At 43.9% G+C, this 17337-nt stretch carries 12 protein-coding genes and 1 pseudogene; 4 read left to right on the forward strand and 9 right to left on the reverse strand.

The genetic code is table 11. The features are described 5' to 3' along the window. Window positions 1-137: 137 nt before the first annotated feature. From KFE98_15430 to KFE98_15470, 9 genes and pseudogenes are all read right to left on the reverse strand, one after another. Window positions 138-1049 (reverse strand): ribonuclease Z, encoded by a 912-nt coding sequence (locus tag KFE98_15430; protein UTW61394.1) that lies wholly within the window; start codon window positions 1047-1049, stop codon window positions 138-140. Beyond that, window positions 1049-1792, reverse strand: coding sequence for a hypothetical protein (locus KFE98_15435; GenBank protein UTW61395.1), 744 nt, complete (start codon window positions 1790-1792; stop codon window positions 1049-1051). Before KFE98_15435 ends, KFE98_15430 begins: the two co-directional genes overlap by 1 nt. After that, window positions 1792-2166, reverse strand: coding sequence for an STAS domain-containing protein (locus KFE98_15440; protein ID UTW61396.1), 375 nt, complete (start codon window positions 2164-2166; stop codon window positions 1792-1794). The genes KFE98_15435 and KFE98_15440 overlap by 1 nt, the downstream gene beginning before the upstream one ends. Before the next feature lie 62 nt (window positions 2167-2228). After that, window positions 2229-3161, reverse strand: a complete 933-nt coding sequence (locus KFE98_15445) for an aspartate carbamoyltransferase catalytic subunit (GenBank protein UTW61397.1) — start codon at window positions 3159-3161, stop codon at window positions 2229-2231. Then, window positions 3154-3708, reverse strand: coding sequence for a bifunctional pyr operon transcriptional regulator/uracil phosphoribosyltransferase PyrR (gene pyrR / locus KFE98_15450; GenBank protein UTW61398.1), 555 nt, complete (start codon window positions 3706-3708; stop codon window positions 3154-3156). Before pyrR ends, KFE98_15445 begins: the two co-directional genes overlap by 8 nt. Before the next feature lie 437 nt (window positions 3709-4145). Next, on the reverse strand, window positions 4146-6230 hold the full coding sequence (gene rpsA / locus KFE98_15455; protein UTW61399.1) for a 30S ribosomal protein S1: 2085 nt from the start codon (window positions 6228-6230) through the stop codon (window positions 4146-4148). Window positions 6231-6377: 147 nt separating this feature from the next. Next, a pseudogene (locus KFE98_15460) lies at window positions 6378-7657 on the reverse strand (replication-associated recombination protein A). A 173-nt stretch (window positions 7658-7830) separates the two neighbouring features. Then, window positions 7831-12846 carry a T9SS type A sorting domain-containing protein gene (locus KFE98_15465; GenBank protein UTW61400.1) on the reverse strand — a complete coding sequence of 1672 codons (5016 nt, stop codon included), beginning with the start codon at window positions 12844-12846 and terminating at the stop codon, window positions 7831-7833. Between the two features lie 510 nt (window positions 12847-13356). Beyond that, a complete protein-coding gene (locus KFE98_15470; GenBank protein ID UTW61401.1) occupies window positions 13357-14421 on the reverse strand; it encodes a 2Fe-2S iron-sulfur cluster binding domain-containing protein in 1065 nt (354 codons plus the stop codon). Window positions 14422-14616: 195 nt separating this feature from the next. Between KFE98_15470 and paaA the strand changes: the two genes are divergently transcribed. The 4 genes from paaA to paaJ are packed head-to-tail and all read left to right on the forward strand — an operon-like array spanning window position 14617 to window position 17152. Further along, window positions 14617-15558 (forward strand): 1,2-phenylacetyl-CoA epoxidase subunit A, encoded by a 942-nt coding sequence (gene paaA, locus KFE98_15475; protein UTW64725.1) that lies wholly within the window; start codon window positions 14617-14619, stop codon window positions 15556-15558. Window positions 15559-15580: 22 nt separating this feature from the next. Beyond that, entirely contained in the window at window positions 15581-15868 is a 288-nt protein-coding gene (gene paaB, locus KFE98_15480) for a 1,2-phenylacetyl-CoA epoxidase subunit B (protein UTW61402.1), read from the forward strand. A 12-nt stretch (window positions 15869-15880) separates the two neighbouring features. Next, complete coding sequence (gene paaC / locus KFE98_15485; protein UTW61403.1) at window positions 15881-16639, forward strand: phenylacetate-CoA oxygenase subunit PaaC; 759 nt, start codon at window positions 15881-15883, stop codon at window positions 16637-16639. Between the two features lie 3 nt (window positions 16640-16642). Then, complete coding sequence (paaJ, locus tag KFE98_15490) at window positions 16643-17152, forward strand: phenylacetate-CoA oxygenase subunit PaaJ (GenBank protein UTW61404.1); 510 nt, start codon at window positions 16643-16645, stop codon at window positions 17150-17152. Window positions 17153-17337 lie beyond the last annotated feature (185 nt).

Consider the following 17337-nt stretch of genomic DNA (forward strand, 5'->3'; position numbering starts at 1 on the left):
GTACTCACTTCGTTCGTGAGGTGGTTGACTATGTTGCTCATCACAAATCCCGACTTTCGGATCAAAGATCCGAAGGAGATAGAAATTGAAAATTGACCCTAAAAATTTAAGATTTAAGATTGTTGCTTTGACCAAAGTCAAAGCAAATAAGTCTCTCCTTCCAATGCCAATTCAGCCTGATCAAAAACCTCGCGAGTTTCATCCAACAGCGGCTGTAAATCTTTATAGCGCGTAGAAAAATGACCAATTAGTAGTCTTCGAGCACCTGTTTTATGGGCAATCTCGGCCGCTTGATGGGTAGTGGAGTGGTGCGTTTCATGTGCACGCTCTGCAGAGTCTACTTTAAAGGTAGCTTCGTGGTAGAGCAGGTCTGCTCCTGAAATTCCTTCCAGGTAGTGTTCTGTTGGACGAGTATCGGTTACGTAGGCGTACTTCTTAGGCGGTGGAGGAGGAGTGGTGAGGTCTTTATTCGGAACTACGCTTCCATTGGCCAAAACCAAGTCTTCACCACGTTTAATACGCTGCAAATCGGCAATTGAAGGCTGGTACTTTTCAATGATCTCTTTTTTGATGTTACCTGGCCCTGGAACTTCCTCAAACACAAATCCAAAACAGGGAATACGGTGTTCCAATGGAACCGTAGAAATGCGGAATTTCTGGTTCTCAAAAATGAGTCCTGTGTTTTGAAAATCTAAGGGCTGAAAATTCAGCGGGTACCTAAAGCGTGTTTTAGCCACCTTTAGTTGGAGGTAAATGATTTCCTTCAACTCTGGAGGACCGAAGAGGGTAAGCTCTTTTTCACGGCCTAACAGGTGCATGGTATTGAGCAATCCTATGAGACCAAAGTAGTGATCGCCATGGAGGTGGGAAATCAGGATATGAGATATACGCTGAAACTTGATGCCATATTTACGCATCTGAATTTGCGTAGCTTCTCCGCAATCAACCAAAATGAGGGTTTGGTCAATGCTGACTACTTGTGCTGAAGGATGTCTTTGGAGCGCCGGAATTGCTGAATTAGAACCCAGTACCGTAACGCTGATCGCCATTAGTGATCGGCAATCATCATCCGGCCGAGGGTTTCGTTATCTCCGGCCTTAATGGAGTATACGTAGATTCCACCTGGAAGATCTACTGATTCAAAGTGAAAGAAAGATTCACCGTCTTTCAACTCTACAATTTCATCAATAACTCTCTCTCCAACCACATTCAATACGGTAAACTGAACATGATCACTCACCCGATGATTCAGGTAGAAAGTAGTTTTTGGGAAAAATGGGTTAGGAGCATTGTGCACAGCAAAAGGCTCGTTGAAGTTTACCTCTTTCACACTTACCGTAGATGCTTTTACTTCCATTTCTACTACTTGAGCAGGAGCGGGAGCAGCTCCGATGATGGGAAGATAAACGGTAGAGTTAATGTTAATACGAACGGTACCGATATCCCCGTTGTTAGTAGGCTTTCCAGAAATTCTAACACATCCGGATTTGCCACCTTCAATTTTATCAGAAAGTGTTTCGTAAGTCAATCCTACCGGCAATCCTTGAACAGAAGTAAGAACTACAGAATCAATAGCAATAGTTCCAATTCCTGGAATACCTGTATTGGTATCAGGTGGGATAACGATAGTAATAACTTCGTCGTAAACCGAGTTAATTTCGGCGCCGGGGAGGGTATCTTTTCCGGCTGATGAATAAAAGCCTGCACTTGTATGGCTCGGGTCAGGAGTGCACTGAGCTTGTGCGTATGTTGCGGTTAGTACAAGAAATAAGAAGGTAAAAAGTTGTTTCATCAATTTTCGTCGTTAAGTTGTTTCTCTACTTCCGACATCACGATCATGTCGTGTGCTTCGGAAACTGTAGGGACCAGGGTTAATACCTTGTCCAACTGAGATAGAGTAATGAGCTTCATTACCATATCCTTGGCACCTGCAACAACAAACATGCCTTCTGTTTGGTTGCATCTGCGGTTACCAACAAGGATTGCGCTCAATCCTGAAGAATCACAGAATTTGGTATCAGACAAATCTAAAACCAAGTTGCGTTGACCATTGGTGATGCTTTCTTCCATCAGGTCTTTCAATTCACCTGAAATTACACCGTTCAATTTGTCAGCCACTACTTTTAACAGGTCGTATTGTTCCGTCTTTTCTACTGTAAAATTCATGCTCAGATTCAAAATTTAGTCTAGTCCGCCCAAATTTAATGATTCAAATATAACGAAAGGAATTAGTCTCTCCGAATTTTTTGTGCGAGCAAGTAAAGGATCGCCATGCGGACTGCCACGCCGTTCTCTACTTGTTCCAATATTATTGCTTGATCGCTATCAGCTACTTCACTCGAAATTTCAACCCCTCGATTAATCGGTCCAGGGTGCATTACGGTAATCTCTTTGTCTAAAGAATCGAGTAGTGGTTGAGTTAATCCGAACAACATGGTATACTCCCGAAGTGAAGGGAAGTAGTTGATATCCAGTCGTTCACGTTGAATGCGAAGCATGTTTGCAATGTCGCACCACTCGAGAGCTGATCTTAAGTTGTGTTCTACTCGAACACCTAATTTGTCAATGTGTTTTGGGATGAGGGTGGTCGGGCCACAAACCATTACTTCAGCACCCAATTTCTGTAAGCACAAAATGTTGCTTAAGGCTACCCGGCTATGAAGAATATCTCCCACAATGACCACTTTTTTACCGGCTACATCGTTATGAGCCTCTCGAATGGAGTAGGCATCGAGCAGGGCTTGCGTTGGATGCTCATGAGCTCCGTCACCCGCATTAATGATGCGTGAATCCACTTGTCTGGACAGGTAAACAGAGGCACCCGGGTAGGGGTGACGCATTACCACCATGTCCACTTTCATGGCCAAAATATTGTTGACTGTATCTACTAAGGTCTCGCCTTTTTTGACAGAAGAAGAACCCGCTGAAAAATTAATCACATCAGCAGAAAGCCGTTTTTCGGCCAATTCAAAGGAGAGCTTTGTTCTTGTAGAGTTTTCAAAAAAGAGGTTGGCAATGGTAATATCACGAAGAGTAGGAACCTTTTTAATCGGACGATTGATCACTTGCTTAAAGTTGTCAGCCGTTTCAAAAATCAAATGAATGTCATCCTCAGTGAGGTCTTTGATTCCGATTAAATGATCAACTGATAAACTACTCATTTTCCTGATTTAGGGTGAACAGAACGACTTCGTCTTTTCCTTCGGTTTCGTTCCATTTTACTTCAACTCGTTCCGAAACGATAGCATCAATCTTTTGGCCTACATAGTCAGGCTGGATAGGCAAGTGACGACTAAATCGACGATCGATAAAAACCAACAATTCTACATTTACCGGACGACCGTAGTCGAGTAAGGCGTCGAGTCCGGCACGCACAGTTCTACCGGTATACAATACGTCGTCAATGAGTACCACGCGTTTTCCTTCTACCAAATGAGGCATGGAGTTTTCACTCGCCGTTAGAGGCTGCGCTCCTCGTCTGAAATCGTCCCGGTGAAAGGTCACATCCAGACTTCCTGTTTTCAATTCTAATCCAGGCTGAATTTGAGTCAGCTTTTCTTCAATGCGCTGAAGCAATTTTACCCCGCGGGGCTGTAGACCTATAAGAATGGAATTGGAAAAGTCGTTGTGGTTCTCAATGAGCTGGTAGCACAACCGATTAATGGTAAGCTCGAAGGATTTGCTATTTAGGAGTGTCCGGGTGAGCATCTCAGGGGGCAAATATAGGACATTCGATCACTGTTGAAAGGCAAATGAAGAAGATATTCGTGGATAATAAGGTTACTGTTTATGGGTAGCTTGTGTGGCAACGAGTTGGCTCAAAAAAGAGCAGAGGCATTTTCAAATTCGAATACCTCTTAGGAATCATAAATGTTAAGGTTAAATCTTAAACGCTAAATCCTGGAGCTGCCTACGAACCACTTAAGATTTAAAATTGCCCCTTAAGATTTAAGATTGAATAGAAAAAGGGCAATCATATATGTTAATTCTTAAACGCTAAGGCCTCAAGCCAAAAGCGCCCCATTTATTCAAGATTCAAGATTGACCCTGAAAATTGAAAATTAAAAAACCCCTCCTGCCAAAGACAGATGAGGGGTTTTTATCAGGAAGTAAATAAACTTCCGTAGCTTATTTAGAAATAGGAATTAGTCCTTTTTCTTTTCTTCTTTTTCCATGCTTTCTTTCAAAGCAGATAGTGCAGAAATATCACCCAAAGTAGATTTCTCTAAGTTGTCAGACAATTTCTTCACGCTCTTACGGGTATGAGCCGCACGAGCTTTGTTTGCTTTGTTATCAGCTTGACGAGTAGCTTCGTTCTCGTTTTCGTGGATTCTGGAGTGAGATACGATGATTTTCTTCGCGTCTTTGTTGAATTCCAAAACCAAGAAATCGATTTGCTCGTCTACTTTCACTTTAGTTCCATCAGCTTTAACCAAGTGACGTCCAGGAGCGAATCCTTCTACGCCGTAAGGCAAACCAACCAAACCACCTTTGTCAGTCAAGGTAAGCAAAGTACCCTGGTGTACTGATCCTTCAGTAAATACTGATTCGAATACATCCCATGGGTTCTCTTCCAATTGCTTGTGACCAAGGCTCAAGCGACGGTTGTCTTTATCGATTTCAAGAACTACAGCCTCGATGTTTTCACCTACAGCGCAGAATTCGCTTGGGTGATTCACCTTCTTAGACCAGCTCAAATCAGAAATGTGGATCAATCCATCAACACCTTCTTCCAACTCCACGAATACACCAAAGTTAGATAGGTTAGTAACCTTACCGGTAACTTTAGATTCTACTGGGAATTTAGATTCGATGTTATCCCATGGATCAGGCAACAAGCGACGTGTGCTCAAAGACATTTTGCGCTCTTCGCGATCCAAAGTCATGATTACAGCTTCTACTTCGTCGCCAATCTTGAAGAAATCGTTGGCAGTGCGTAGGTGCTGAGACCAGCTCATTTCTGAAACGTGGATCAAACCTTCTACTCCTGGAGCGATTTCTACAAACGCACCGTAGTCGGCCAATACAACCACTTTTCCTTTTACTGTATCGCCTACTTTCATCTCGTCGTTTAGAGATTCCCATGGGTGAGACTGAAGTTGTTTCAGACCCAAAGCGATACGTTTCTTCTCGTCGTCGAAGTCCAGGATAACCACGTTGATTTTCTCGTCCAATTGAACGATTTCCTCTGGGTGATTAACGCGTCCCCAAGAAAGATCAGTAATGTGTACCAGTCCGTCTACACCACCCAAGTCGATGAATACACCGTAAGATGTGATGTTTTTCACGATACCTTCCAATACCTGTCCTTTCTCCAGTTTGGACATGATTACCGATTTCTGTTCTTCCAGTTCGGCTTCGATCAATGCTTTGTGGGAAACAACAACGTTTCTGAACTCTTGGTTAATCTTAACCACTTTGAAGTCCATTTCTTTTCCTACGTACTGATCGTAGTCGCGGATAGGCTTCACATCAATTTGTGATCCTGGAAGGAAGGCCTCGATTCCGAATACGTCGGCAATCAAACCACCTTTCGTACGACACTTGATCAATCCAGAAATAACTTCCTGAGTATCCAAAGCGTTGTTTACTCTTTCCCAAGCACGCATGGTGCGAGCTTTTTTATGAGAAAGTACCAATTGACCCGTTTTGTCTTCCGTTTTTTCAACGTAAACTTCTACTTGGTCACCGGCTTTCAATTCACTGTTGTAACGGAATTCGTTACCAGAAATAACACCGTCAGATTTGTAACCGATGTTTACTACAACCTCTTTCTTGGTCATAGTCACAACTTTTCCGTCAATTACCTGATGCTCGTGAATAGAGGTTAGGGTAGAATTGTACAGATCAGACATCTGTTGCTTTTCGTCAGCGGTGTAAATGTCATCCGACTCAGCGTAACCGTCCCAGTCAAATTCGTCTAGGGGCTTGATTTCGTTCACCGGAATAGCAGGTACGTATTCCACTTCAGGTTTTGTAGAAACTGCTTTTGCGGCTTTTTCTTCAACCGCTTCAGTAGCTTCTGGTTCAGCAGCTGTTTCAGCTTCCACATCCACTTTTACAGCTTTGCGAGCACGTGGTTTTTTAGGGGCAGCTTTCTTTTCTTCTTTAGCTTCTGCTACAGGCTCAGCAGCCTCTTGAGATGTTGCTTCTTCAGTAGCTTTAGCTTCAGTTGCTTCTGCTTTTACTTCTTCTGGTTTTTCAGAAGTGTTTTTGTTTTCTTCAGACATAAATGTCCTTACTTGTATCTCTTCCTGCGGAAAGGGAAAAGAGCTATTTAACAAACCGTTCTCCGCTCAACGGCTTTTTAGAATAAAAATTTCGGGGTGCAAAAGTAGGTAAAAAACCTGGAGAAACCAGAAATGTAAAAGGCTTTTTTAGATCTTGTATTTATCATTCCACCAATGTGTTAGCCTCTTTTTGATGTCGGCTTCTCTGGGGTTGTTCCCAGGTTGGTAGAATGTGGTGCCCTTTATTTCTTCGGGAAGAAACTCGTGCGGCACAAAATTTCCTTCGTAATTGTGTGCGTATTGGTAGTCCTTACCATAGTCCAGTTTCTTCATCAGTTTCGTTGGAGCATTCCGAATGGAGAGGGTATGGAGAGGTCTCCGGTTTGTCGCACAAACTGCCGAGCTTCTTTGATCGCCTTGTAGGTAGCATTGCTCTTGGGTGAAGTGGCCAGGTACACAACTACCTGGGATAAAATAATTTCACATTCCGGATAACCAATTTTTGTAACCGAATCAAAGCAGGTATTGGCCATGACCAAGGCTGTTGGATTCGCTAATCCAATATCTTCCGAGGCAAAAATCAGCATACGCCGAGCAATAAACTTGGGGTCTTCGCCACCTTCAATCATCCGGGCCAAATAATAGACCGCTGCCTGCGGATCACTTCCACGCATCGATTTGATAAAGGCTGACACGATGTCGTAATGTTGCTCTCCCGTCTTGTCGTAGAGGACGGTATTCTGCTGAATGCTATTGGTCACCTTTTCATTGGTGATGGTCACATTTTTCTCTTTGGGAGATAGATTGTTGACCACAATTTCTAAGGTGTTTAGCAATTTGCGGGCATCTCCTCCGGAAAGGCGAATCAGGGCTTCCGATTCTTCAAGTTTGATGTTTTGTTTGCTAAGAATTTCGTCTTTTTTCAGCGCGGTCTCCAGCAGGTCGGTCATTTCCTCTTTTTCAAAGGACTTGAGCACGTACACTTGACATCGGGATAGTAAGGCTGAAATTACTTCAAATGAGGGGTTCTCGGTAGTGGCACCAATTAGCGTAACCGTTCCTTTTTCCACTGCGCCCAGGAGAGAGTCCTGTTGGGATTTGGAAAAACGGTGAATCTCATCAATGAACAGGATGGGGTTGTTGGTGCCAAAAAACTGTTGCTTTTCTGCCTTTTGAATGACCTCTCTCACATCCTTTACTCCCGAGTTAATGGCCGATAGAGTATAGAATGGTCGCTTCATCGATTCAGCAATGATGGATGCCAAAGTGGTTTTACCCACTCCGGGAGGACCCCAGAAAATTAGGGAAGGGATCAATCCATTATCGATGGAATTGCGCAATACGGCACCTGGAGCTACCAGGTGTTTTTGACCCATGTAATCATCCAGATTTTTGGGGCGTAGTCGTTCGGCAAGAGGTGCAGACATGGACGCAAAGGTAGCGCTTGTAATTTGTTTTTGGGCCGTCTAATTCCAATTGCTACAATGCCTGGAAATGCTACAAATATTAGCGCTAAAATGGGATGGTAAGAAAGAGCCCTAAGGGCATAAAAAAAGGGCGCCAATCGGCGCCCTTTTCATATTCCTATATAACTCAATACTTAGTGAGCAATCGAAATGCGGTGGGTAACCATTCCTTTCGAAGTAGAAAGGTGGATGAAGTACAACCCGTTGTTCACGTGCTGCAAATCAATTTGACCCTGGTGCAATTCGCTCACATTGGTCCATTGGTCGCGGTAAATTTCCTGACCATTGGTTCCAACGATGGTAACGGTTACATCCAACCCGCTAAATCCTTTTAGCTCGTAGCTAAACTGACCATTACTTGGGTTAGGGAAGTAACGTACATCGCTACCAGCCAATCGTTCATCAATACCCACACAGATGGCGTCATAGTTAACTACAACTGAATCGGTAGTAGAACAGTTTTCGTTAGTACTAGGATCAGTAACGGTTACTGATACAGTTCCAGAAGTAGTAGTGGTAAGACTATCACCATTGGTTCCGTCGCTCCAGGCATGATCCATTCCGTTAGCATCAGTAGTGATGATGATCGGAGAAGAACCACAACTGGTCAACTCACCTACAAAATTGAAGGTAGGAGCAGCCTCAACAGTAATTGACCCTGTAGCGCTATCAGAACATCCGTTAGGAGCCATGAAGCTATAAGTCAATTGCTGATTACCTGTACCAGCTGCACTTGCGTTGAAGTTTGTTCCAGTAACACCAGGACCTGAGTAGGTACCACCGATAGGTGTTCCTTCGGTCAAGGTTCTCATGGTATCGTTGCTACAAGCAAAGGCGTTAAGAGCAAAAGCTACTACTGGAGAAGGAAGAATAGTCATGGTAGTAGAATCAGAGTTCATACAGCCATTTCCGTCTGTGTAAGTATACACTACGGTGTCCATTCCAGCACCTACTTGAGATGGATCGTACATTCCACCTAGGTTAATACCTGAAGCCATGTAAGTACCACCTGTTGGCATTCCACCAGAAAGGTTGAACTGAGGAGCATTCTCACAAACGTCGCTAAGAGGACCCATGGTTACTGTTGGAAGACCATTTACAGTTACAACAGCAGTAGTAGAGTCAGCACAACCGTTGGAATCTTCAAAACGGTAGCCCAAGGTATCCATACCTACGCTTACCGGATCATAAGCTCCACCGCTTACTTGGTTACCGGAGTAAACTCCACCCATTGGAGAACCAAAGGTCAAAGTAGCAGGGCTTCCACCCACACATAGAGATGGAATAGCACTTGCCATAACTACGGGTACAGTGTCCACATTGATGTGGGCTGTATCCATGTTCATACAGTTGTTAGTATCTGTAAAGGAGTAGTAAAGTGTGTCTACACCAGCTCCAGCAAGAGTTGGGATAAACTTGCCATTAGCCACATTAGTACCGCTGTACATTCCACCTGCTGGCATAGCACCAGTCAAAGTCAAGCTGTCTGCATTGGCACAAACGTCTGCTGGGTCAGGGAAGGAAACAGTAGGTAGAGCATAAGATCCGATAACTGCAGAGTCACGAGTTACACATCCATTACCACCCGTTACATCAACCCAATAAGTACCAGGAGTTGTAGCAGCGTAAGTAGCTCCGATAGAATTGTCTTGCCATAGGTAAGATGATCCTGGAGTTGTAGCATCTAAAGTGTAAGTGAAATTGCTTCCAGCACAGAAAGAGCTATCGCTTCCAATATTCACCATTGGAGATGGCAAAATAGTTACGATGGCCTGCTGACGATCAGAAGGACATTGTGGAATGGTAATAGCCCAGTCGTAGAACCAGTAGTAGTTAGAAGAGGTAGGGTTACCGGTACCGGTACTTCCTCCGATAATTTCAACTTCTCCCAAAGTACTGCTGTATGGGAAAACTGCTGATTCACGACCCATATTGGTGATACCTGAGTAATCCATGGTCATTTTGTACTGTCCAGAAGGAACAGTCAAACCAACAGGAATACGCATTGGATTCAAAGAACCACCGGTAATAAATACCGTATCTGCGCGGTACAAAGGAGTACCTGAGTAATCGCTTACTTCAACGATAACCCAACCACTACCGGTAGGGTAAATAGTTACACTATCGATTTGTACTGAAGGAGAATTTACGTTAAATCCAAGACCCCATCCAGCACCACCGGTGAGGAAGCTTCCTGATGGAGGAGTGGTACGACCAACTTGATCAGTAGTAAAGTTAAAACCTTCTACTTCAAATGTGTCCGTCATCGATACTTGGTTAAGCATCAAAGTATCACCTGTGTGGATCACAGAATCAGGATTTTTGATGTTGTACCAACGGAAACCGTTCGTAGAACCACCAGCAATCAGCATGGTATCAACACCAGAACAAACGTTAATGTTACTTGCAGAAGGAGTATTTGGAATAGCTCCGAAACCAATTCCAGTTACTTTCAAGGTATCATTGCTGTTGTCTTCGTCACCAGTAAGGCTGGAGTAAGCGGTGATGTCCATGGTTCCACCCAATTTGGTGTTAACCCATCCCAAAGAGATAGTATCCAGCATGGTAGGAGCAAGAGAAGTTACTGTACCAGTTAAGGTAGCGGTGAAGCTTCCAGAAATAGCAGCAGAAACACTTACGTTAGTTTGAGCATTGATTCCGAAGTTCTCAACTACAACGATAACTTCTGTAGAATCGCTACCACACTGATTTCCTGAAGGAGCAATTACCTCTACTACACCAAAGTCTTTGGTAGGAGGAGTTCCAATAAAAATATCAGTGATGTGGAAGTCGTAGTCTTCTGAATCATCAACTGGACCATCTTGAGCTTTGAAAGCTACATAGATAGAAGAACCAGCGTATGAACCTAAGGCATACTTATACTCAGTCAAAGAGTTTCCAGGCTCGTTGTTCTTGTCGAACACCATAACCTGAGTCCAGCTCAATCCACAGTCGTCAGAGATCAATACTTTAACGCTATCATCTGATCCCATGGAATCGATGGCTGCGTTGTTGTAGTTTGTAAGAGCTGCCTTAAAGAACAGAGTATCTGTTGCGCTGGCTGTCATTTTTGGGCTAATGATCCATTCGTTACGCGAATCAGTGTAAAGATTGATCTTAGCTGTTTTTTGACCCAAAGCTGTTGTTTGAGTAGTATTTGAGGCAAGCCAAGCAGAGGAAGTTCCACTAGGGGAATTCGCACCAGAGGCTTCACGCCATCCTGGCTGAGCGCTTGGCATATTGGATCCAGTAAAGGCAGCAAAGTCAGCCTCTTGTGGCATTGCGTAGGTGGAGTCCTGAACGAAAGTCATAACACTTGAAGTGTCATTGGTCAAATCTCCATCATTGTTCACAATGGCATAGGATTTCAAATCGTAGTTACCTACAGTAGAAAAGTTGAAGGTTCCAACGTTTACATGAAGTGTATCTCCAGGTTGCAGAGAGTCACTTGAAAGAGTCGTGCTCAAAGTACCTGTTCCAGCACCTGAAATAGCTACACCTACAGTAGTGTTGTTAGACGCAAACTGAATAGTTGCGCTGGCCTTATTTTCAATAATGGCAAATACGGTTTCATTCGCAGTCAAACATCCGTTAGCGGTGCGCACATCGATACCCGCCATGTCAATGGTAGGAGGGGTTCCCATGAAAATATCCGTAACGTGGAAGTCGTAATCCTCTGAATCATCGATAGGTCCATCCTGTGCGTAGAACGCAATTTGAATAGCCTTACCTGCATAAGCGCTCAAGCTCAAAGAATACTTCTGAAGAGAATTTGAAGGTGCGCTGATGGAATCGAACATCATCAACTGAGTCCAAGAAAGTCCACCATCTTCGGAGATAAGTACCTTAACGGTATCATCACTACCCATTTTGTCTGTTGAGCCATTGTTGTAATTGGTCAAAGCAGCCTTGAACTTCAAAGAGTCAGTGCTCAATGCCAAAAATCTTGGGCTAATCAACCATTCGTCACGCGTAGTAGTGTATAGGTTTATCTTGGCGGTAATCTGTCCCAAAGCATTTTGTTGGGAGGTGGTAGAGCTTACCCAAGAGGATGATGTCCCGGTAGGGGTAGGCCAATTGGTAGCTTCACGCCATCCTGGAAAAACAGTAGATAAGTTGCTTCCATTAAATCCAACAAAATTGTTTTGTTGTGGATTTGGGTAAAGGGTAGAGAAGGTGTAAAGATTCCAACCTGAAGTATCCGTAGGAGCACAAACTTCTCTGATGTAGATATCATAAGAAGTAGCTTCTGTAAGACCTGTCAAGTTGATTCTTGTACTTCCTGCAGTAGTTGTTCCATTAATACTGTTTCCTGATCCACGAGTAAAACCTGCAGTTCCCCATTCAGCTTGGTAGACAGATCCTACGGAAGCAGATGAGTTGAACAGGATGCTCATGAAGGTAGCTCCAGGAAGTGTATCTCTCATTTGAGAAACACCCAAACAGGTGGGAGGTGAGAACGCGTACGTTCTTCCTGAATCTGGTAAGCTGTTCAAAGAGCTGTACTCTGTGGTGCTTGAAACAGTTGGATTAGCTCCTAAACTGTTCAAGGATAAAAAGGTACCAACTCCGGTGTTCAGTCCACACAATCCTACAGAAGCAGAGGGCGTTGCAGGAGCACTTTCCGGGCGGTAAATAAATTCAATCTTATTCGAAGTTTCGTACAATTTGGCTTGAAAAGAAATGACGGAGTCGGTGGAGTTATATCTCCATTCCCATTTCAACCACTCCATGGTAAATACTCGGTTAGGAGCGGTACCGGTGACTGTATACGAAGCTGCAGAAGCGCTATTGCTTGCCCGACCATCTAAATCGTCCCACAACGGTGCGATGATCGGTTCATTGACCCCATTGAGGTCATTGGTGGTACGGCTGCTGGTTTTGGTTGTATCCAGCTGCAAGAATCCGTTGGAACTAGCCTTCACATGCGTGTAGGTGTTTCCATCGTAGGTAAAGCTGAATCCCAAAGAGATAGAGGCGCTCATTTTGGAGTCGCCGTGAATGGCGCTCACCTGAGTCCCACCACTCAAAGGGGTGTAGGTTCCTTTGGTCGAGGTGAAAGAGTAATCCTTCACGAGTCCTTGACCAAATGATTGGATGCCTGGCAAAAGTGCAAGAGCTGCCAGCCAACCTAAGGATCGTTTAAACATAAATTTGATTTTTGTTATTTAATTAAAGTAACCATTGGAACCTCCTCAAAAAAGGAAGTCCCCGAGGGTATACGCCCCCAGGATGGGTAGGGGTTTGGTGATGTTTGTCATCTTATTTGATGATTTTTTATCGATTTTTTAATATTCTCTAATCGAGACCCTGTAATGGTTGTAAAATGAGTGGGTTAGCCTCTAAATGGAACCGGGCAGACATTTCAAAGAAAATTGTTAAAACTCGTCGAATACCCTAATTTAGGTAGTAAAATGCCGTCAAATGGCTACTAAGTACTCGTATTTCGGGACTTTGTCCTACTTGTGAAATCGGGACATATCACCAGATATAGCCCTGGAAATCGTATTTCATGTTGATTGCAAATGACTTGGATGATCGCCCCAATATGGCGCTACCTGAAATCAAAACCAATTCAGGGTATTTCCTACCCAAAAAAAGGCAAGACATAAACCGAGGCGGCAATTATGCCGAAATGAAATATAGGGTTACAGCAACCTTTAGATGACGTCGTAGTCCACCACCAACTTTTCGCTAGTTGGGTGGGCCTGGCAAGTAAGGATGTATCCTTCCTGTACTTCGTAATCATCCAAAGCATAGTTCATAGCCATTCGAGCCGAACCTTCCACAACCTTGGCCTTGCACGTGCAGCACACGGCTCCTTTACATGAAAAAGGGGCGTCTACACCGGCTTCGATCGAAGCATCTAAAATGGATTCTCCTTTGCTGCTTAGTTGAAATTCAAATTCCTCATCATCCATAATCACCATCACTTCTGAAGTAATTTCTTCTGATGCATCATCTTCATTTGTTTCAGGAGCAGTCACTGGAGTAGTGAATAATTCGAAGTGAATTTTGTCGGCGTTGACATCGGACGATTTCAAATGATCGGTTATCGACTGAATCATTTCTTCCGGTCCGCACAAAAAGTATTCGTCTGCCTGATACAAAGTTCCGTATCGGGTATTTATCTCAGGGCATATCGCAGGAGTGATTCGGCTATTGATAGCGCCATTCACTTCCGTTTCTCGGCTCAGAGCATAAACCATGGTCAAACGATCGCCGTGAGCTTCTTTGATTTGACTCAATTCGTCCTTGAAAATGATAGAGTTCTTATCTCGGTTTCCATAAACCAAAAGCACGGTGCTCTCAGTTTCAACCGCCAGAATGGTTTTGATGATGCTGATAACCGGAGTAATCCCACTTCCGGCTGCAAAGAATACGTAGTTCTTTTTTTGTCCTTCTTTTACTTCGGTAAAGAAGTTGCCCATGGGAGTCATAGATTCCAATACATCGCCAGCAGAAAGCTTGCTATTCGCGTAGCCTGAAAAACGACCACCTTCCACTTCTTTAATGGCCACTCGAAGTTCGTTATCTGTAACTGGGCTCGAGCAAAGTGAATAAGAGCGACGTAGTTCTTCTCCAAAGAGATTTTTTTTGAAAGTCAGGTATTGCCCCTGAGTATAGCGGAAATGCTCTTTCAGATTGTCTGGAATATCAAACGATACGGATACGGTATCTGGAGTTTCCTTCTTTACTTCTTTAACGGTCAAATTGTAAAACATAACTTCTTTGGGTTTTCCTGATCAAAAACAGCGTGCAAAAATAATATTATCATCATTTATAACAATTATCTCTCTCTATTGTCTAAAAATCATAGGATTAGATGATCAAAGTCATGCTGTAGCCCGGCTTTCGGGTTGTTGAGCATGGAAATATTGGTTAACATTGTAGCAACATTTTACTACTTTAATGTAAATATGGAAGAGCAAGAAAAATTAGCGGCTTTTGAAGCCAAAATAGATCGTGAAGAGAAGATAGAACCAAGAGATTGGATGCCGGAGGAATACCGGAAGAATCTGGTTCGTCAAATTTCTCAACACGCCCACTCAGAAGTTATTGGTATGCAGCCAGAAGGCAACTGGTTGACACGGGCCCCGAGTCTACGGTCGAAAGTAGTTTTGCTGGCCAAAATTCAGGATGAAGCCGGTCATGGGTTGTACCTGTACAGTGCTGCCGAAACCCTGGGCGTTTCTCGAGAAACGTTGTTGGATCTTCTGCATCAGCAAAAAGCAAAATATTCCTCCATCTTTAATTACCCAACACTTACCTGGGCCGATATTGGTGCAGTAGGGTGGTTGGTTGATGGTGCGGCCATTGTTAATCAGGTGTCTTTGCAGCGTACTTCTTATGGACCCTATTCCAGAGGTATGGTACGAATTTGTAAGGAAGAGAGTTTTCACCAACGTCAGGGGTACGAGATCATGGCCACTATGGCTAATGGGACCCCCGAGCAAAAAGCTATGGCACAGGATGCTTTGAATCGCTGGTGGTGGCCATCGTTGATGATGTTTGGTCCACATGATTCGGATTCGGCACACTCGGCCAAATCCATGCAGTGGAAGATCAAGCGTGAGTCTAACGACCAGTTGAGGCAAAAATTTATTGACAAAACGGTTCAGCAAGCCGAAGTTATTGGTCTAAGCATTCCGGATCCTGATTTGAAATGGAATGAGGAAAAAGGTCAGTATGACTGGGGAAAAATTGACTGGACAGAATTTTGGCAAGTAGTCGGTGGACATGGTCCTTGCAACAAGCAAAGATTGGACAATCACAAGAAGGCTCATGCTGATGGTCAATGGGTAAGAGAGGCTGCCGTAGCCTACGCCAAAAAACAACAGGACAAAAAACAAGTAGCTTAACAATCGAATTATAACGAGACCTATGAGCGACACACAATTGCCCCTTTGGGAAGTATTTGTACAAAGTAAAACTGGATTGCCTTATAAGCACTCTGGAAGCGTTCATGCCGCCGACGCTGAAATGGCGCTGCAAAATGCACGGGATTTATATACCCGTAGAATGGAAGGAACCTCGATTTGGGTAGTACCCTCTGACGCCATTGTTTCATCCACTCCTGAAGATGGAGAAGCATTCTTCGATCCAAGTAACGATAAAATTTATCGTCACCCTACCTTCTATGTTATGCCAGAAGGCGCCAAACACATTTAAAACCGGGTAGAGATGGAAATTAAAGAAGCATTAATGAGGTATTGTCTCCGTCAAGGAGATAATGCTATGATTTTTGGTCACCGCCTCACGGAGTGGTGCGCCAAAGGACCTATTCTGGAAGAGGATATCGCTATTTCCAATATGGCCCTGGATCTTTTCGGTCAATGCCGAATTCTATACACCCAAGCTGGCGAATTAGAAGGAAAGGGAAGAACCGAAGATGATTTTGCTTACCTACGCAATGAACATGAGTTTCAATCGGTTTGGTTGGTGGAATTGATCAATGGAAACTTCGCTGATACCATGGCCCGCATCATGCTTTATTCAACTTATAATTGGATGCTGTGTGACGAGTTGGCTAAAAGTCCGGACGAAAAGTTGGCTGCCTACGGAGCTAAAGCCCGTAAAGAATTGGCCTACCACATGAGACACAGTTCGGAGTGGGTAGTTCGTCTGGGAGATGGAACAGAAGAGAGTCATACCAAAATGCAGGACGCGTTGAACTATGCCTGGTCTTACCGTCACGAAATGATGGAAGTAGATGAGGTGGAGCAAACGCTTATCGATGCCGGTATTATCGTTGATCCTGCCAGTTTGAAAGAAGCTTACGAAGCTCGTCTGAGAGAAGTGATCGAAAGAGCTACTCTTGAGACGCCTGAAGATAACTGGATTGCCAGTGGAGGACGTCAAGGTCGTCATAGTGAAGCTATGGGCCACATTTTGGCTGAATTCCAAACCCTGGCAAGAGCTTACCCAGACGCATCCTGGTAAACCATGACAGCGGAAGAAAAACAAGGAATGATTCAACGGGTCCGGAGTATTTTAAATACCATTCCGGACCCCGAAATTCCTGTTATCTCCATTGTTGAGTTAGGCGTTATCCGAGGAGTTTCTATCGGAGATGATGCTCAAATTATCATCGACCTTACACCGACCTATTCAGGCTGTCCGGCTACGGAGGCCTTCATGAAAGATATTCGTACGACCTTAGGTAAGGAAGGCTACGATTCCATTCATATTAATACGGTTTACGATCCTGCGTGGACCACTGAATGGATGAGTGATGAAGCCCGTGAAAAGCTGAGAAAATACGGTATTGCTCCACCCGAAAAGGGAACCCACGACAAAGGAGTACTCTTTGCATCCGGTCCCAAAAGCGTCGCCTGCCCCCAATGCGACTCCAGAGATACCCAACTTATCAGCCAATTTGGATCTACGGCCTGTAAGTCTCTGTACAAATGCAATAACTGCTTAGAGACATTCGACTACTTTAAGTGCATTTAGAATCTTCAATCTTCAACGTTTAATCTTGAATCTTCAAGTTTTGAGAAGCGAAGAGTCGAGATTGGAGATTTGAGATGCGAGAGTCGAGAAACGATATTCAAGACTGAAGATTGGAGATTCAAGATTGGAGATTCGAGATCCGAGATCCGAGATTGATCATCAAAATTCGTATCTTGCACCTGAAA

The organism is bacterium SCSIO 12741 (assembly GCA_024398055.1).
In the GTDB taxonomy this organism is placed as follows: Bacteria; Bacteroidota; Bacteroidia; order Flavobacteriales_G; family Salibacteraceae; genus SCSIO-12741.